The organism is Micromonospora arida, assembly GCF_003857035.1.
Classification (GTDB): domain Bacteria; phylum Actinomycetota; class Actinomycetes; order Mycobacteriales; family Micromonosporaceae; genus Micromonospora; species Micromonospora arida.
In genome coordinates this window covers 18,300-35,990 of record NZ_QGSY01000077.1, presented here as the reverse complement: position 1 = coordinate 35,990, position 17,691 = coordinate 18,300, and the positions used below count along the sequence as shown (strand labels likewise).

Below are 17,691 nucleotides of genomic sequence, written 5' to 3'. Positions count from 1 at the left end.
TGTCTGGGGCTCTCTGGCGGCGGCACGCACTGGTCCATTCACGCAGAGATCCCCCGTCTGTCCATCGAGGAGCGTAACAGCGGTCGATCAGCGGCGACAGCCCCGTCCAATCGGTGCGCGGTGAGCAGACCGTGGCCGGTGGCCGGGTTCGGACTCGCGCCGCCGCACTCGTCCCCGGTGATGGAACGGCCCTGCGTAACCGGCACGCAGTCCGCGGCCAACGATTCCACAGTGCTCGCCCGGCCCTGCTGAATCACCAGTGCCACCACGCCGGCGGCGTACGCCGTGGCACCTGACGTGCCGCTCGAAACGAGCCAGCCGTCGTCCGCCCCCGTACCGTCGTACTTGCTGTTGCGGCGGTCGAACAGGCAACCGGGCTGGGTCGGGAACAGGATGTAGTTGCCGTTGGGCAACATGCCGCACGGGCCGGACACGTCCGGCACGGCCCGCCCGGGAAAGACCGCCGACCGGTAGCTGGAGGCGAGATCGGCGGCCCGCAGCGCGCCGTCGGGGCCGATGTGCACCCCGCCGACGGTGATCGCACCAGGGGTGGCGATGGACTGGAACATCGCTGTCGGCCGGTCGGTCGAGCCGTTACCCGCGGCGAACAGCACGGTGCAGCCCCGCCGGATCGCGTTGGCGACCTCGAGATGCAGGTGGGGTTCCGAGCGCAGGGTGCCCCAGCTGCAGGAGATGACGTCGGGTTCCAGCTGCACCGCCCGCTGGAACGCGGCGACGGGAAAGGAGAAGCCCTCGGTGGCCATCTTGACCATCGTGAGGGACACGTCGGGCGCCACCGCCAGGAGCAACGCCGACATCGCGGTGCCGTGGCCGCGTTCGTCGACGGCGGGATCGAGCTGTGGCAGTGCGGCCACGACGCTCGTCCGGTAGCCGTGCTGCCGGTGATGCGGATGGTCGTAGAGGCCGGTGTCGACCATGACGACCCGGACGCCCTGGCCGCGGATGCCGGCGGCGTGGAGTTTCTCGGCTCGGGCCACTCGGACCGCGTCGCCGGGAAGGTTGAGGTGGTGCCCGGTACCGCGCACCATTGGCGGCGACGCGGTCGCGGTCAGCTCGAATCCGGATCGCGGTGCCGAGACCGCACCGATGAGGTCGGTGCACACCCGGGAGCGCAGCGGGCCCTGCGCCACGAGTTCGTACCGCGGGGAATCGCGGATGTACTTGTTGCGGACCACGGCGACGACGCTGCCGAAGACGTCGCGGAGCAGGCCCTGCTCGCCGCTGACCGTCAGGCCCACGTCGGTTCGCGCATCGATCGCCAGGCCTTCCCGGGTGAGCGCCTCGGCGACCCGGTCGACGGTGGCCGGCGCGGGAAGGAACTCCTCGACAGGGTGGCGGAGCAGTTCGGTGGGGTCGTCGGCGAGGGTGCGCCCGGACGCCGCCCGTGGGACGACGGTCAGCACACCCCGCCCAGTGAACGCGGCGATCTCGTCATCGATCATCGGACGCCACCAGTTCGCGCAGGCGGCCCCGGTCGAGTTTTCCGGTCGGCGTCAGGCCGACGTCCCCCTCGTCGATCATGACGATCTCGGCCGGGACCATGTACGGCGGCAACACCCGGGCGAGCGCGGTGCCCAGTTCCGTCTCGGCTCCGGCCCGGTCGGCGCCGAGGACGAAGAGGGTGATGGCCCGGCCGGCGACGCGGTGCTGGGTCACCACCGCGCAACAGTCGACCACCCAGTCCACGGCGAGCGCGGCGGCTTCGACCTCGGACGTGTGCACGAGGTTTCCGGCGATCTTCACGGCGTCGTCACGGCGGCCGACGAAGACGAGCTGCCCGTCACCGGTACGCCGGACGAAGTCGCCCGACCGGTAGTACCGGGTCTCCGGAGAACCGCGCGTGATCAGCACCTGCCCGGTCTTCGCCGGCTCCTCGCAGTAGCCCAGCATGACCTGCGGGCCGCCGATGAGCAGCTCACCCGTATCGCCGTCGGGCACCGGTCGCAGGTCGTCGTCGACGATCAGGACGTCGACGGCGGGCAGCGGCGTCCCGATCGGCAGAAACTCCTCGTCGTGGCTGGCGATGTCGTCGGTGAGGTAGAGGGTGGCGCTGTGCGTGGTCTCGGTCGGACCGTAGCCGTGCACATAGGTCAGCCCGGGAAGCTTCTTGTCCAGGGCCCGCAGGAGCGAGGTCGGGCACGACTCGCCGCCGAACCACAGGCGCCGCAACGAACTCAGGTCGCGGCGGTCGATGTCGCTGAACCGCCCGAGGAGCATCCGGATGACCGAGGGCACCAGCAACACATCGGTGATGCGCCACTGCTCGCACGCCTGCGTGACCTGGCCGGCCATCGACAGCCGGGGCAGCAGGTGCACGCTACCGCCGACCAGGAAGGTGGAGTACAGATCGACCACCGACGCGTCGAAGAACAACGGCGCCACGTTCAGGTAACGCATCCGTTCCGGGAAACCGACCACCTCCTGTACGCCTTCGAGTAGCGCGCACAGACTGCGGTGGCTGATCATGACGCCCTTCGGGCCGCCGGTCGATCCCGACGTGAAGATGACGTACGCCTGGTCGTCCGGTGTCCTGTCCCCGTACGCCGAGGGCCGGTAGTCGGCCTCGGCCCGCACGTCCCAGAAGTCACCGGTGACCACCAGGGTGCCGGCCGCCGCCTCGGCGACCAGCCCGAGGTGCTGTGGATGCGCCACCGTCACCGTCGGGCGGCACCTGGCGAACAGCAGGGCCGTCCGGGCCGGCGGCGACGACTCGTCGACGGGGACGTACCGCGCGCCGAGCCGGAGCGCCGCCAACATGCAGACCACGGAGTCGACGGACTTGTCCATCACCATGGCGACGGTGTCGTGCCGCCCGACGAGGGGAGCCAGCAGGTCGGTCAGCGCCTGGGTGCGCCGGGCCAGCGTCCGATAGGAGACCTGAACGTTGGTGGCCAGGTCGACCACCGCCACGGCGTCGTCGTCGTGGCGGCGATCGAGGACCTCGTCGGCGAAGCGGAGCGGGCCACCGGTCACCGGTCGACCGTCGCGAGTTGCTGGCACACGGCCTCCAGCAGTTCCGGGAAGGTATCCAACTTCTGGTCGTAGGACCCGAAGTGGCCCATTCCCTCCATCAGGGTCAGGCGGCTGCCGGTCAGCCGATGCAGCTCCCGGGCCACATCGACGGGGACCCAGGGATCGTCCGTCGAGTGGAACTGGACGATGAAGCGCTGATTCCGCTTGATCGCCGCCCAGTCCCATGGCTGGTCGAAGAATCCGCTGCGCCGTTCGAGTTCGAAGCCGCAGTCGGTGTGGTGCCCGGCCACCACGAAGGTGCCCAGCAGCGGCGCCGACTCCGCGTACCGCAGTGCGGTCAGGGCCCCTGACGAATGCCCGACGATGACCGTCTGGTCGTCCGGCCGGATGACATCTGTCAGGTAGGGCAGCCAGTACCGCATCCGGCCCTTGATCGGATCGGGGAAGGTCTGTGCCACCACGTTGTGGCCACGAGCCTCCAGCTCCCGTTTGAGGTACGGGAACCAGATGCCGTCGATGGTTGCGCCGGCGTTGCCGTGCACCAGGACGACCCGGACACCATCAGACATAGGAGTCGTCGTTGAGCTGGTCCTCGAGCATTGTCGCGAGCGAGCCGAGGGTGGCGAAGTGCTCCACCGTCAGCAGCTCCGGTTCGAGCTCGATGTCGTAGTACGACTCGAAGGCCAGCGTCAGCTCGATCATCTGGGTGGAGTTCAGGGAGAGCCCGCCGTTGAACAGGGGTGTGTTCGAGGTCAGCTCGACGTCGTGGTTCGGGAAGACCTCCGCCGCGATCTTCCGCAGGTCATCCTCGATGTCCGCGCGGGTCTTCCGGTCAGCGCTCGTCACGTCAGCCCGCCTTCTGCCCGGTGCTGGAATCGGCGGGCCGGGTCGCCAGCTTGGACTGCAGGAAGACCGGAGTCCGGGGGATGTTCATCTCGTCCTGGTGGAACGGGTTGCGCTTGTTCTTCAGCGAGAGGTACATGGTGCGGCGCGCCCGCGCCTTCTCCTCGTCGGAGTAGAACAGGAAGGCAATGTTGCCGGCGTTCTCACGGCCGACCTCGGTGAGGGTGATGTCCTCGTCGGTCTCGATCGCGTACCCGCTGTCGACCATCCAGTTGATTTCCCGGCGGTACTTCTCCAGGTTGGCGACATCCGCTTTGCGGACGGTGCCGAAGACCGGGAAGAACACCATGACCCGGTTCTCGACCTCGTCCTCACTGCAGATTCGGCCCTGCTCGATGGGGATGATGCCGTCCTCGACATCCTTGATCCAGCGGTCCACGTTGGTGTGGTTGCGGTAGCTTCGCTCACCCATGTAGTTCTCGGCGGCCGGACCGATGCCCAGGGTGTAACTGGCGCGGTAGCCGTTGCCTCCGCAGGCGTGGTCCAGCCCGATCGGGCCGGTCTCGTCGAGGTGGGTGAAGAAGTTGATCAGAAGCTGCTTGTCGTACCCGTAGTCGGCAAGGCTCTCCTTGATCTGGCGGTACTGGACCCGCTCGATGCTGCCGGACGGCAGCACGTCGCTCACCTTGCCGGCCCGGATCTGCTTGTCGAGCCGGGTGCCCTCCCACTGGTTGAACCGGTACGTCTGGACGAAGCTGGGGCGCAGTTCGGCGCAGATGCCGTGGATGTCGGAGGCGAGAATCTCGTCGGTCTGACCGGCGAGGTTGTACATGAGGTCCAGGGCGAACGTCCTGATCCCGGCTTTGCGGATGTTCTCCGCCGTCTGGTACACCTGCTCGACGGTGGCCTTGATGGTCAGCTTGCGCCGGATCTCCTCGTTGAGCGTCTGCACGCCGAACGAGATGCGGGTGATACCCAGGGACTTGAGCATCTCGATGTAGCCGTCCGTGGACAGGCCGAGCGGGCTGCCCTCCAGCGAGATCCCGTCGACCTCGCTCAGGTCGAACTCGCGATGCACGGCCTGGATGATGGTCGCCATCGACTCCTGGTCGAGCGCGGAGGGCGTACCCCCGCCGAACTGGACGTACTTGATCTTCGTGCCCTGGAAGTACGCCGAGCGGGCATTGCGCTCGATCTCCTTCACCATGGCCTTGACGAACCGCACCCGCTGCTCGCCCTGGTACTTCGCCGAGGACTCCTTGAAGCAGGCACAGAAGTTGCAGAACGCCTCGCAGAAGGGGATGTGGAAGTACAGCAGGATGTCCGTCTGCTGAGGGTGCGTCTGACGGTCCAGGAAGGAGAAGTACTCCGCCTTCTCCTGCTCGGTGCGCAGCGCGTCCTGGAAGCCGCAGATCTTCGGATAGAACCAGGTGACGTTGGTGCGCTTCTCCGGGCTCTCGAAGTCGTCCTTGAGGTAGAAGTTCGAGTCGAGACCGAGCATGAACGAGTTCTCGGTGGTGGTCATGTCTGTCGATCCCATCCCTTATGAGGCGGACTTCTTGCTGACGGAATTGGCGTCGCTCTGGTAGATGACCGGGTACTGCTGGCTCATCTCACCGTTGATCTGGATCCACTCGAACTTGTCCTCGGGCAGTTCGACGTCGGCCCAGATCGCCTCCGGCGGGCATTCGGCAACGCAGGCGTTGCAGTCGATGCACTCCTCCGGATTGATGTAGAGCATCTCCGGGCCCTCGTGGAAGCAATTGACCGGGCAGACGTCCACGCAGTCGGTGTACTTGCAGCCGATGCAAGCATCGGTGACGACGTAGGCCATGATCTGGGTCTCCTGATGGGTTGCGCTGCCGTGGTCAGGCGTGGACGGTCGAAACTTCGGTAAGCCGTCGCATCCAGCCGAACCGGTCGATCACATCGCCGCGGTGGATGCCCTCGAGTACCTCTCGGAGGTGCGACGCCACGGCGGCGGTGCCGGGCAGCCGGTATTCCTCCCCGTTGTAGCCGAGGCCGTTGATGGAGACGACGCCCTCGACCGTGCCGGTGCCGAAGCACTCGGTGATCCGGCCGTCGGCGACGCCCTGCAGCACCTCCGTCAACGGAACCGGCCGTTCGTCGACTGTGGTCCCCGCGTCACGCGCCAGCTTGATGATCGAGTCGCGGGTGATCCCCGGCCGTACGGTGCCGTCCAGGGACGGCGTGGTCAGAACGCCGTCGATGACGAAGAACGCGTTCATCGCGCCGACCTGCTGGACCCTGCGCTCCGGATCGCCGCCGACCCACAGCACGTGGTGGTAGTCGTAGTTGGCGGCGATCTCCCGTGGGACCAGCCCCGGCCCGTAGTTCCCGACGGCGTTGATGTCGCCCGTGCCGCCCGGCCACGCCTGGACGTAGTCGTTCACCACCATCGCCCGTACCGGCAGCTCGGCCGGAGCCTGCCGCGTCAGCGGGCTCGCAACGATCGTGAAGAGGCACTCCTCGGCGGGGGCGACCTCGAGCGTCGGGCCGTTGCCGGCCAGGACGGAGTGCAGCAGCAGCGCCGATCCGGGCTCCGCCGGGATCCACTCCGCGTCCAGATCCACGAGCCGGCGCATCGCGAGCCAGACGCGGTCGAAGTCCAGTTGCGGGAGTGCCATCCGACGGGCCCCGTTGTTGAACCGCTTGACGTGGCTGTCCGGGCGGTACACCGCGACGGACCCGTCGGTCATCCGGTAGGCCGCGAGGTCGTCGAACACCGCCTGCCCGTAGTTCAGCCCCGAGGACGTGGGGCGCACCGACGGCAGTGCGTCGCGGTCGGCGATGATCATGCCCTGCCAGGACCGCCGCTTGCTCCACCGCATCGAGTACGCGTGATCGGTGAGGGCGCCGCCCGGGCGCGTCGGCGCGTCGGCCTCCGGCTTGGAGCGAGGTGTGGTCGTCGCCTCGACGACCAGGTCGTTGTCCTTGCTCACGATCAATTGCCTTCCTTGTCGGATATATCAACCCGCACGTCGCGGAGCACGGCGCCGACCAGGTCCTCGACCCGGCCTGGTTCGCCGACGAAATGGACCTGGGCGACCCGGTTGTGGAAGATGTCATCGGGATCGAGCGCCGCGCCGCGCTCGGCCTCGAAGACGATCCGTACGAACTCGTCCGCATCGAGGAACGGCTCGATGCCGGACAGGCTGCCGGCGAAGACGCCCGGCCGATCGGTGGTGACGAAGGCCAGCCCGGCGCTCACCGAGGAAACGGGCTGGTCCACGTAACGGCCGCCGCGAGCCGCCTCGGCCGCCGCCAGGTAGAGGTCCACCCCGGGCCCCGCCATGACCAGTTCGGGAATGCAGTCGCCGGCCAGCCGAGCGCCCACCTCGATCAGCACCGGGTGGCCGTCCGCGGCGATGCGGGTCTCGATGTGGAACGGCCCGACGGTGATGTCGAAGGCGGCGACCACCTGCGCGGCGAACTCGTGCAGCAGCCGTCCGTGCGGCGAGCGCTGCGGCGGTGTGGCGACGTGGCCCATCTCGAAGAACTGCGGCGGCGCGCTGAGGAGTTTCGTGGTGATGCTGACGATGTGCGGCCCGGCTGCGTCCACCCACCCCTCGAGGGAGAACTCGGGGCCGTCGACGTACTCCTCGACCAGGGCGACCCGTCGCGGATCGTGGTGGAACTTGACCTCGCCGTACCGGTGGATCTCCGCGCAGGCGCGCTGGTACTCGTCGGCGTCCCGGACGAGGCGCACCATCAGGCTTCCGCCCCAGTCGGCCGGCTTGACGACCGCCGGGAACGCGAAGGGGCATTCGCCCACCTCATCGGCCGAGATCGTGATCGACGCCGGGACGGCGATGCCATGCTTGACGCAGCGCTCCCGCATCACGTCCTTCTGCCGGACGGCCTCGGCCGTGTCCTGGCTCAGCGCCGGCAACCCGAGGGAGCGGGCCAGCTCGGCCGCCGCGCCGACGGCGTACTCGAAGCCCGCGATGACGCCGGTCGGCGTCACCCCCAGCCGGTCGACGAGGTCCAGCAGAGCGGGCACGCCGTGGTCCGGATGCCAGTCGACGACGCGCGCACCGGAGTGGACCTCCGCCGGCAGCAGGTCGGGGAACTGCGTCGGGATCAGGCACGGGACGCCGGCGGCCACCAGCCGGCTCGCCAGCTGGATCCCGGCCGACAGCGGCTGGACGACTATCAACACGCGGGGCCGGCCTTCCCCACGTGCAGGGTGAACACCATCGGCACCGGACCGAAGTTCTCGAGCGTCCGCAGCCCTTCGGCCTGCGCTGCCCGGTCGGTGGTCACGCAGGCGTCGTAGTCTCCGGCGGCGCAGACGGCAGCGGCCACGGAGTTGCTGCTCGCGTACGAGATCGTGCCCCGATTCGTGACCAGGCAGCTGGGGGCGGGATGGGTGACGATGGTGTTGACGGCCTCCTGGCCCGGACGTGCGGCGAGCACCATGTCGTACGTGTCCAGGATGAAGCTGTCGGCCATCGTGAGCCGATGCAGGTTGCCGAATACCAGGTCGTGCAGGCGCGGGTAGACGGCACAGGCGAGGATCGCCTCGGTGCCGTCGAACGTCATGACGTCGAGCCCATCCTCGACCTCGGCGTGCAGGATCACCCGGCCCGTGCGCTGTCGGTCGGCGAACCAGCGGTGAGCGGCTTTCTCCAGGTTCGTTCCCGTCGGTCCGAGCGTGTGGATAGTGGTGACGTGCGGCAGTGCGGTGGTGCCGGAACCTGCTGTGGAACGGCCGGTGGCGTCAGGCATCCGCCATCTCCCTTACTGTCGGTCGGTCGAGCTGTGAACGGATGCAAGGTCTTTGCGTACGCTCCGCAGCCATCCATGGGTGTCTGGACGGTTGCCGTGCTGGATCTCCATGAGCGTGTGCCGCACCCGGGCGGTCACCGCGCCTTCCTGCCCGTCGCCGATCACCGTGTCGTCGTCGCCGTCGGCGATCCGGCCGACCGGCACGACCACGGCGGCGGTCCCGCACGCGAACATCTCGACGAGCTGTCCGGACCGGGCACCAGTCATGAGGGCGTCGATCGGGGTCGGTTCCTCCGCGACCGGAATGCCGAGATCACCGGCCAGGGCGATGACGCAGTCGCGGGTCACGCCCCGCATGATCGTTCCCTGGCACGGCGGGGTGGTCAGCCGCACACCGTGACGCTCGTCGTCGTCGCGCCAGACGAAGAACACGTTCATGCCGCTGAGCTCCTCGACCCAGCGGAAATCGAGGCCGTCGAGCCACAGCACCTCGTCGTAGCCGCGCGCGTTGGCCTGCTTGCGGGTCAGCAGGCTGGCGGCGTAGTTGCCGGAACACTTCGCCTCGCCCATGCCGCCGCGTACCGCGCGTACCGTGCCTGCGGAGGTCAGCACGGAGATCGGTGTGAAAGCCCGCCCGAAACACGGGTCGGCCGGATACGCCAGGAAGGTGCACCGGTAGCGCCGGGAGTCGCGGAGCCCGAGCGCGGACTCGGTCGCGATCATCAGCGGGCGCAGATAGAGGCCCTGGCCAGGCCCCTCGGGAATCCACCTGTCGTCGGCGGAGACAAGGTGGGCGCAGGCGTCCAGGAACAGGGAGACCGGCATCTCGGCCATCGCCAGCCGTCGTGCCGATCGGGCCAGCCTGCGGGCATGGTCAGCGGGCCGAAACAACGCGGCCGAGCCGTCGGGCTGGCGGAACGCCTTCAGCCCCTCGAAGACGCTCTGTCCATAGTGCAGCACCAGGGTGCCGGGATCCATGGTCATCGGGGCGTACGGCTCGAGGGAATGGTCCGACCAGCCGTGGTCGGCCGACCATTCGACGACGACGGTGTTGTCGGTGTGGAAACGGCAGAAACCGGGATCGCGAAGGGCAGCGGCGCGGTCGGTGATGGTCAGGGTTCCGTCAGACATGGACCTCACTGCCCCAGAGGCTCAGGGATGCCCGGGGGCCGCCGTACCTGTCCGTCTTGTTTTCGGGCTCCAGGAGCAATCTCTCGTACAGGAAACCGGTGATCTTCTCGCGATAGGTCTCGTCGTCGGTGATCGCCTCGAATTCCTCGATTGTCCGGACGAGTTCCTTGGCCGACGCCACGATCTCCGCCTTGCTGGCCAGCCTGCGCCGGCCGTCGTCGCCGATCGTGAACAGGCCGTGCTCGGCAAGCCACGTGCCGAGGGCGAAGCCGGTGCCGGAGTCGAAGTTGCGCAGCGGGAGCGGCTCGGCCGGGTAGCGGAAGAGCCGTTCCAGGATGATGTACTCGAAAATGACATCGCCGTACGGCACGGATTCCTCGTAGCAGGCTATCGCCGATTTCAGATCGACCTTGAGCTCCTCGGAGAGGCCGGTGCGCCATTTCGTCTTCAGTGCCAGGTGCTGATCCAGCGGGCGGGGCCCCGTGTGGTGGTAGTAGTCGTGCAGGTAGCCCCAGACGCAGCGAGCCTGATAGACGTCTTCCGGGTCGACCTCGGCGGACGCCAGCACCTTCGTGTCGGCGAACGGGGAGCCGACGCCACAGAGCCGGGCCACGATCTCCAATGTGTGGGCGTAAATGGTCGTGTGCCGGTTGAAGAAGAACCAGGCGAAAGACTGATTCACTGTCGGTGTAGCTGTCGGAATGTTTTCCGGGAAGAAGACGACGCAGTTCCCGTCGCGCAATCCGGGAGAGGCGGAAAGGAGCCGGGTCGACTGGAACACCGCTTTGTCGTGCGGATAGCGGGACTGCAGCTCGGGGATGCAGTGCGGGTCTTGGCGAACGACGGTGAAGGCCTCGAGGAAGGCGCCGCGGGAGCCGTCGCCGTTCGGGAGGGTGACCGGTCCGACGAAGGCGGCGACCTCCCCGTCCTTTGGTGCGGGGACGGTGTCACGGGTGGCGTCGAAGGCCGGCTTCTCCAGGAAGCCGGCGTCTGACCAGGCCCGCAGGTCGTGAACCGTGGCCTCGATCTGGCTCGCCGGCATCAGCGGGTCGAGCTGCTCGACGTCGCGGCAGAGCCGTTCGAGCTGCGCGGTCGCCTGGTCGCCGTCGCCGCGGATCTGGGCCGCGCGGATCAGGCCGGCGACCGGCACTATACGACGCTCGAATTCCAGGACCTGAGAGAGCGTGCGTGGCTCCACATTATCCTCTCGGCAGCATCGACGCCGTTCGGCATCCCACCCCTGATGCACCTCGAAGTATGCACGAAGCAGCCCATCCCCCGAGGAACCCCTTGATCGGAATCTTGCGGTGCTGCTCCGGCTCCGTCAAACAGGCTCTCGACATCTGGGATATAGACGTCAGTGCCTTGACGAGATCGATGATCTTGCTCACTCCTCATTTTGTCCGATTGTGCTGCAATTATCTGCTCATGGTCAGAGCCGAACCTCGCCGCGCCGCTCCGCTAAAAGCCAATAATGCGGCATCGGCCCGTCAATCAAAGGGTATGAGCTGTATGTCCAACTTGGATTGACGGGATAATGGGACGGCGCTCAGGATGGTTGGCCGACACCCGCGACGAAGGCATAAGCCAAATGTCGGCTATGCGTCAAGGTGATCATCCATGAATGGACACCGGCCGCTGCGGCGAGCGCCGCCGCACGCCCGGCCAGTGCCAGTGCCGGCTGACCGGAGTGACGGCGGAGCACCTCGATCTCCCGCAGGGCCACCCCGGTCAGGCCGGTCCCGAGTGCCTTCAACACCGCCTCCTTGGCGGCGAAGCGGACGGCGAAGCGTTCCGCCGGGTCGCGCTCGAGCAGGCAGTAGGCGCGCTCTCCCGGGGTGAAATGCCGATCCGCGAACCGGGGCTGCCGGGCCAGCAGAGCCCGGATGTCATCGACGTCGACGAGGTCGGTGCCCGCACACACGACCACCCGGCCCACCACCTGGCGAGCGACGCTGTCGGCGGCCGCGGCGATCCATTCGTCACCCCGACTCACGGCCGCACCGTCCCTCCGAGTCGCCGCAGTCTGTCTACGATCGGCGACAATACGGTCGGTATTCTGCACCTGTCATCCCACAATCTTCCCCTGCGTGTTCGTCCTCGGTGACCTGAGCGCCCAGGGATGCGGCCATTGAGAGGACCCGGCGATGAGCCTGTCGTTCCCGTTGCATCAGAATCCGAGCCCGGCGAGCGCGCAGCGGCGAGCCGAGATCCTGGCGAATCCGGGGTTCGGCACGTACTTCACCGACCACATGGCACGGGCGGTGTGGAGGCCGGACGGCGGCTGGCAGGACTCCGAGATCGTCCCCTTCGGTCCGATCCTCATGCACCCGGCGGCAGCCGTCCTGCACTACGCCCAGGAGATCTTTGAGGGGATGAAGGCGTACCGGCACCGTGACGGCTCGATCTGGTCGTTCCGGCCGCAGGCCAACGGCGAGCGCTTCGCCCGGTCCGCTCGGCGGCTGGCACTGCCCGAACTGCCGGTCCCCGACTTCATGGCCTCGGTCGAGGGCCTGGTCCGTGCCGATCAGGTGTGGGTGCCGGACGAGGACGAATACAGCGTCTATCTGCGGCCGTTCATGTTCGCGTCCGAGCCGTTCCTGGGGGTTCGCCCGGCGAAGGAGATCACCTACATGGTGATCGCCTGCCCAGTCGGCGCGTACTTCTCCGGTGGCGTCAAGCCGGTCTCGATCTGGCTCTCCACCGAGTACACCCGGGCGGCGCGGGGCGGCACGGGCGAGGCGAAGTGCGGTGGCAACTACGCCTCCAGCCTGGCGCCGATGGTCGAGGCCGCCGAGCACGGCTGTGAGCAGGTCTGCTTCCTGGACGCCGCCGAGGGCCGCTACGTGGAGGAGCTCGGTGGCATGAACCTCTACTTCATCACGGCCGACGGCCGGATCATCACCCCGGCACTCGGCACGATCCTCGAGGGCGTCACCCGGGGGTCGATCCTCATCCTTGCCAAGGATCTGGGCCTGGAGGTCGAGGAGCGCCCGGTGGAGATCCGGGAATGGCAGGAGGGCGTGGCCTCCGGCGCGATCACCGAGGTCTTCGCGTGTGGCACCGGCGCGGTGGTCACGCCGGTCGGGCGCCTGGTCTGGGAGGGCGGCGAGGTGACGGCCCCGAAGGCCGGCGTCGAGGACTCGGTGACCATGCGGCTGCGCCGCCACCTGCTCGACATCCAGTACGGCCGGGCCGCCGACCCGTACGGCTGGATGACCCGCCTCGTGTGACGAGGACCGTCGCCACGGCCGCTCAGGTCAGCCTCTGCTGCCGCGGTGGCCCCGTGGGCGCGCGGCGGGTGTCACGGCGTGCGGTAATGGCCGCTGAGCCGACCGAGCTTCATGGCCAGGTGCAGGCACAGCCGTTCGTTGCCGTCCTTGAGGTCGGTCCCGGCGAGCTGTTCCACCCGTTGCAGCCGGTAGTAGAGGGTCGTCCGGTGCAGTCGGAGCTTCTCGGCGGTCGCGTGCGCGTTGCCCGCCAGGTCGAGGTAGGCCTCCAGGGTCTCCAGCAGCACCTGGTGGGCGTCGTCGCGCAGCAGCCGCTCCAGCCCGGGATGGACACCGGCGACGTCGAGGTGCTGGCTGTCCAGCTGAGACAGCACCCGGTAGATGCCGAGGCCGGCCCAGGAGACCACCCCGCCCAGCGCGGGCAGTTGCGTGCCCACCCGGGCGGCCTGCGCGGCCTCCTGGTAGGACTCCACCGCGCTGGACAGCCCGGCGCGGGGCTGGCCGATCCCGGTCACCGTCCGGTCCACCGAGGCCAGGCCCCGGGTCGCGGTGCCCAGTGCGTCGTTGAGGTGCCCGGCGGAGGCTTCCGGTGAGGGCCGGCCGGCGACCCGGTCGCCGCAGACCAGCAGCACGCCGTGGTCGTGCCAGACCAGGTGCAGCGTCTCCCGTACGCCGATCCACCGGCGGGTGGTGACCAGGGCCTGTTCCAGGGCGATCCGGGCCACCTCGTCGGGCTGCCGTCCGGCGGCCGGCACGAGCTGGGCGACGAGCGCGACTGTCGACCCGTCGGCGACCACCACGCCCTCCTCCAGCAGCGCCCGCGCCGCGTGCTCGCGCGCCTGCCGGCTCTCCACCAGCAGGGTGCGGGTCGCCTCGGTCTCCCGCTGTGAGGCGAGCTCACCGAGCAGGTTCTCCCGGTACAGGGCCAGTGACAGGTCGGTGAAGGGGCCGGTCGCGGTGGCGATGTCGGCGTCGGTCATCGAACCGTCCGCGTCGATGAACCAGACGAACCCGAGGAGCAGGTCGTCGTGCCGGATCGGCACGCAGACCCTCGCCAGCAGGTCCAGCTCGGCGCACGCGGGGGTCCGGATCGGCGCGTGCGCCGTGAGCACTCCCATGCCCCGGAACCAGGCGATCACCTCCGGCGTCGTCTGCCGGCGCAGGATCGACGTCCGGCGGACGTCGTCCATCGGGCCGTCGTGCTCGCTGTAGGCGACCACCCGCTGTCGCCGGTCCTCGATGAGGGCGGGTCGCCCCACCCGGGCGGCGACGGCGTCGACGATTCGCTGGAGCTCACCGTGCATGTAACTCCCCTGGTTGCGCTGCGTGACAGGGATCGCGCGACCGCCAGTCCTTACCCTCCGGTGCGGGTGGGTCATCGCGCAAGGTCCACTGTCGAAGTCGCGACAAAAAGACGGGCGGCGTCGCGACTGTTCCGGCATCTGTCCGAAGACCGGGGGCGACAGACGTTCCTAGGGTTCCGGTACGAATCGCACCAGCGCCGCCGCGCACGGTCCGGGCGGGATGACGGGCGGCGCCGGTGGGGAGGGGATTGCCGAGTGGGAACTGGTAGGCCCTGGCGGGGCGTGCTGGTCGCCATCACCACGCCGTTTCGCGCCGACCTGTCGGTCGACTTCGACAAGCTCCAGGAACACGTCCGTTGGCTCGCCGCCGAGGGGTGCCACGGGGTTGCGCCCTGCGCGTCGATGGGGGAGTACCGGGCCCTCTCCGACGACGAGCGGGCCGCCGTGGTGAGGGCGACGGTGCAGGCCGCGCCGTCCGGCTGCGCGGTGGTGCCCGGCGTCGGTGGCTACGGCAGCAGGCAGGCCCGCCGTTGGGCGGAGCAGGCCGCCGAGGCAGGCGCCCACGGCGTGCTCGCGCGGCCACCCGACGGGCCCGCCGCCCGCGCCGCCGACGTGGTCGCCCACTACCGGGAGGTGGCGGCGGTCGGCCTGCCGGTGGTCGTCCACAACGACCCGTACGACTCCCGGTTGGACCTCACACCAGACCTGCTGGCGACCGTCGCCGAGATCGACGGGATCGTCGCGGTCAAGGAGGTCACCGGCGACGTACGCAGGTTGCACCGCCTGCGCGACCTCTGCCCGCACGTCGACGTGCTGGTCGGCGCGGACGACGTGGTGCTCGAACTGGTGCTGTGCGGCGCCACCGGATGGGTCGCCACCCTGCCCAACGCGCTGCCCCGCCAGGCCGTGCGCCTGTACGAGCTGTGCGTCGCCCGCGACCTGGGCCGGGCGCTGCCGCTCTATGCCGAGCTGCACCCGATCCTCGGCTGGGCCTCCCGGCCGGAAGCCGTGCAGGCCGTCAAGCTCGCCATGGAGTGCGCCGGACGGTTCGGTGGGCGGTGCCGCCCACCGCGCGGACCCCTGTCCGGGACTGCCGCCGACCGGGTGCGCCGGGACGTGCTGCGGGCCCTCGGGGCAACGTCCGATCCGGCTTCCGGGGCCGGTCCTGGCTGATCCCCCGGTGGGCGCCGGTCATTCAGGTGTCGGAAGTCGCCGGCCCACCTGCCGACATCTGCACAGTGACCGGCACCGGCCCGTACTCCTAGATTCGCTGCGCGGCCTGCTGACAGATGTTCCGTTACACCCCCACCGGGACGCCAGCGCCGTGTTCCCTCCGACGAGAGGTGGTTCCGTGCACCGTGCTACCCCCCACCGCACCCGGCTGAGGCGGGCCGTGCTGGCCGCAGCCGTGGTGACCACGCTCGTGGCGACCGGCGCGGCGCAGGCCGCCGCGGCCCCGGCCAATCCGGCCGGCGGCACCGCGCCGTTCCAGGTCCTCGATCCGCAGGCCTGGCAGAACCCGGACACCATGACCTGGAACGACTACAAGGCCGTGCCCGGCAAGAACTGGGCCGACCCGAGCGTGTCCGGCTCGGTCCGCAACTTCAAGATCGCCCTGGTGGCGCTCGACTATCCTGACGAGACGTTCGCGGTCTCCCAGCGGGCCCGCTCGACGGTCTTCGGCAACCCCCAGTCCGTCGCGACCAACATTCCCCGGGCGGACGTGCCGAAGTTCTACCAGGACTTCCTGAACACGCCGAACACCCTCAACAAGGGTCACACCCTGCACGAGTACTGGATGCAGGACTCCAACGGCCGCTACGGCGTCGACCTCACCGGGTTCGGGCCCTACCAGATGCCGTCCAAGTCCTACCAGTACGGGCTGGACAACGGGTTCAACCCGGGTGCCTGCCCGAGCGGGGACGTGTGCGGCAAGAACATCCGCACCGACGGCCTGGGCGCCTGGCGGGCCGCCGTCGGCGAGGAGGTCGCCAACCAGTACGAGTTGGTGTTCATCCTCAGCGCCGGCCAGGACGAGTCGTCGACCTGGCAGGAGTTCGGGCAGATGATCTTCCAGAACAAGGAGGACGTGCCGGACGCCTGGGGCCCGCCGGACCCCAACCTGCCGAACTGGGCGAAGACCCGCTACGTGGACTGGACCTCGTGGAAGGCGGCGGCGACACTGTGGCCGAACGCCGGCGGCGGCTCCTCGACGCAGGGGGAGAGTTCCGGCATGGGCGTCTACGCCCACGAGCTGTCCCATCTGCTGGGCATCGGCGACAACTACAACAACCCGTACGGCGAGCCGCTGCGCAGGGCGTACACCGGGATCTGGAGCATGATGTCGCGCGGGTCGTTCAACGGCCCGGGCGGTCCGCACACCCGCTGGCAGATCCCGCCGACCAACGGCGGCTCGATGGGTTCGCTGCACACCCTGCGGGACAAGATCAAGATCGGCCTGGTCGGTGAGGAGCACGTGCTGCGACTGTCGCGGGAGTCGTTGGCCTCCTCGGGTCTGGTGGTCGCGCAGGTCACGGCCCGGGCGGTCGACGCCGGCCCGAAGGGCCTGAGCGGCGTCAACATCGCGCTGAACAAGGACCTGTCGCCGACGTGTGGTGTCAGCACCGACCCGTTGTGCGACGGTGGCAACTTCAACAACTACACGGTCGAGGTCGTCGACCGGATGGGCGCGGACTCCTTCACCCCGGACAGCGGCGTGCTGGTCAGCAAGACGAAGAACGCCGACAGCGCGCCGTTCCAGTGGGTGGTGGACGCCAACCCGCAGGACATCGACATGATCGACTTCTACCGCCCCGACGGCACCCCGCAGAAGATCACCATGGGTGACTACCGGCAGCTCTCCGACGCGCTGTTCCACGCCGGCGCGGACACCGGCAGCCAGTACGAGTACGTCGACGAGGCGAACCGACTGCACTTCTACATCATCGACCTCAAGCGAGACTCGGCCGGCTCGCTCTCCTACACCGTGGCGGTGCGTTCGCTCGACGGCACCGGCGGGCCGAGCACTCACGGCGTGCTGCTGGGCAAGGGCGAGGTGAACGGCGGCGGCAAGCCGACCAACCGCGGGGTGACCTGCTCGTTCGAGCTGACCAACACCGGTTCCTACTCGGCCGGCGGTCAGCAGCACCCGGAGAACGTCAGCGCGTACCTGAAGTCGGACGTCTACCGCCTGTCGGCGGAGGTGGCCGGCAAGGGCTGGCGGACCTGGCTGCCCAACCAGCTCGCCACCGCGCAGTTCGGCAAGGCCACCACGGTCAAGGTGTCGGTGGGTGCCACCGCCGCCGCCGCGGACACCGGTTTCGTGAAGCTCACCGCAACCTCGGAGAGCGACCCGACGAAGACGGTGACCAAGCAGTGCCGGGTCGAGAAGTCCTGACCGACGCCCGAGGTTGACCCCGTTCCTGCCGGGTCCGTGG

The 17,691-nt window shown here is 68.7% G+C and carries 16 protein-coding genes; 3 read left to right on the top strand and 13 right to left on the bottom strand.

What is annotated here, in order from left to right; translation table 11 throughout:
* Positions 1-38: 38 nt before the first annotated feature.
* The 12 genes from DLJ58_RS02295 to acpS all read right to left on the bottom strand — a co-directional run bounded on the left by DLJ58_RS02295 (position 39) and on the right by acpS (position 11,785).
* Entirely contained in the window at positions 39-1,463 is a 1,425-nt protein-coding gene (locus DLJ58_RS02295; protein ID WP_124853630.1) for a S8 family serine peptidase, read from the bottom strand.
* Positions 1,453-2,994, bottom strand: a complete 1,542-nt coding sequence (locus DLJ58_RS02290; protein WP_124853629.1) for an amino acid adenylation domain-containing protein — start codon at positions 2,992-2,994, stop codon at positions 1,453-1,455. Before DLJ58_RS02290 ends, DLJ58_RS02295 begins: the two co-directional genes overlap by 11 nt.
* The gene (locus tag DLJ58_RS02285) at positions 2,991-3,563 is read right to left on the bottom strand and encodes an RBBP9/YdeN family alpha/beta hydrolase (protein ID WP_124853628.1); all 573 of its coding nucleotides are present in this window, start codon (positions 3,561-3,563) and stop codon (positions 2,991-2,993) included. The genes DLJ58_RS02290 and DLJ58_RS02285 overlap by 4 nt, the downstream gene beginning before the upstream one ends.
* Positions 3,556-3,840 carry an acyl carrier protein gene (locus DLJ58_RS02280; RefSeq protein ID WP_091404973.1) on the bottom strand — a complete coding sequence of 95 codons (285 nt, stop codon included), beginning with the start codon at positions 3,838-3,840 and terminating at the stop codon, positions 3,556-3,558. The genes DLJ58_RS02285 and DLJ58_RS02280 overlap by 8 nt, the downstream gene beginning before the upstream one ends.
* A gap of 1 nt (position 3,841) precedes the next feature.
* Positions 3,842-5,362, bottom strand: coding sequence for a coproporphyrinogen-III oxidase family protein (locus tag DLJ58_RS02275; protein WP_124853627.1), 1,521 nt, complete (start codon positions 5,360-5,362; stop codon positions 3,842-3,844).
* Positions 5,363-5,380: 18 nt separating this feature from the next.
* Positions 5,381-5,671 (bottom strand): 4Fe-4S dicluster domain-containing protein, encoded by a 291-nt coding sequence (locus tag DLJ58_RS02270; protein ID WP_124853626.1) that lies wholly within the window; start codon positions 5,669-5,671, stop codon positions 5,381-5,383.
* A 34-nt stretch (positions 5,672-5,705) separates the two neighbouring features.
* On the bottom strand, positions 5,706-6,800 hold the full coding sequence (locus tag DLJ58_RS02265) for an aminotransferase class IV (protein WP_124853625.1): 1,095 nt from the start codon (positions 6,798-6,800) through the stop codon (positions 5,706-5,708).
* Between the two features lie 2 nt (positions 6,801-6,802).
* Positions 6,803-8,020, bottom strand: a complete 1,218-nt coding sequence (locus DLJ58_RS02260) for an ATP-grasp domain-containing protein (RefSeq protein WP_124853624.1) — start codon at positions 8,018-8,020, stop codon at positions 6,803-6,805.
* Positions 8,014-8,589, bottom strand: a complete 576-nt coding sequence (locus DLJ58_RS02255; protein WP_124853623.1) for a type 2 periplasmic-binding domain-containing protein — start codon at positions 8,587-8,589, stop codon at positions 8,014-8,016. Before DLJ58_RS02255 ends, DLJ58_RS02260 begins: the two co-directional genes overlap by 7 nt.
* Positions 8,590-8,601: 12 nt before the next feature.
* Positions 8,602-9,720 carry a branched-chain amino acid aminotransferase gene (locus DLJ58_RS02250; RefSeq protein WP_124853622.1) on the bottom strand — a complete coding sequence of 373 codons (1,119 nt, stop codon included), beginning with the start codon at positions 9,718-9,720 and terminating at the stop codon, positions 8,602-8,604.
* On the bottom strand, positions 9,713-10,870 hold the full coding sequence (locus tag DLJ58_RS02245; protein WP_208740795.1) for a DUF6421 family protein: 1,158 nt from the start codon (positions 10,868-10,870) through the stop codon (positions 9,713-9,715). Before DLJ58_RS02245 ends, DLJ58_RS02250 begins: the two co-directional genes overlap by 8 nt.
* Before the next feature lie 399 nt (positions 10,871-11,269).
* On the bottom strand, positions 11,270-11,785 hold the full coding sequence (gene acpS / locus DLJ58_RS02240; RefSeq protein WP_208740794.1) for a holo-ACP synthase: 516 nt from the start codon (positions 11,783-11,785) through the stop codon (positions 11,270-11,272).
* Between the two features lie 82 nt (positions 11,786-11,867).
* Between acpS and DLJ58_RS02235 the strand changes: the two genes are divergently transcribed.
* Complete coding sequence (locus DLJ58_RS02235) at positions 11,868-12,953, top strand: branched-chain amino acid aminotransferase (RefSeq protein ID WP_124853621.1); 1,086 nt, start codon at positions 11,868-11,870, stop codon at positions 12,951-12,953.
* Between the two features lie 71 nt (positions 12,954-13,024).
* On the opposite strand, the gene DLJ58_RS02230 is transcribed toward DLJ58_RS02235, so the two are convergent.
* Positions 13,025-14,254, bottom strand: coding sequence for a PucR family transcriptional regulator (locus tag DLJ58_RS02230; protein WP_124853620.1), 1,230 nt, complete (start codon positions 14,252-14,254; stop codon positions 13,025-13,027).
* A 255-nt stretch (positions 14,255-14,509) separates the two neighbouring features.
* Here DLJ58_RS02230 and DLJ58_RS02225 point away from each other — a divergent pair, with 255 nt between their 5' ends.
* Together DLJ58_RS02225 and DLJ58_RS02220 are read left to right on the top strand one after the other, a co-directional pair.
* Positions 14,510-15,427, top strand: coding sequence for a dihydrodipicolinate synthase family protein (locus DLJ58_RS02225; RefSeq protein ID WP_124853619.1), 918 nt, complete (start codon positions 14,510-14,512; stop codon positions 15,425-15,427).
* A gap of 178 nt (positions 15,428-15,605) precedes the next feature.
* On the top strand, positions 15,606-17,651 hold the full coding sequence (locus DLJ58_RS02220; protein ID WP_244218745.1) for a M6 family metalloprotease domain-containing protein: 2,046 nt from the start codon (positions 15,606-15,608) through the stop codon (positions 17,649-17,651).
* Positions 17,652-17,691: the final 40 nt, after the last annotated feature.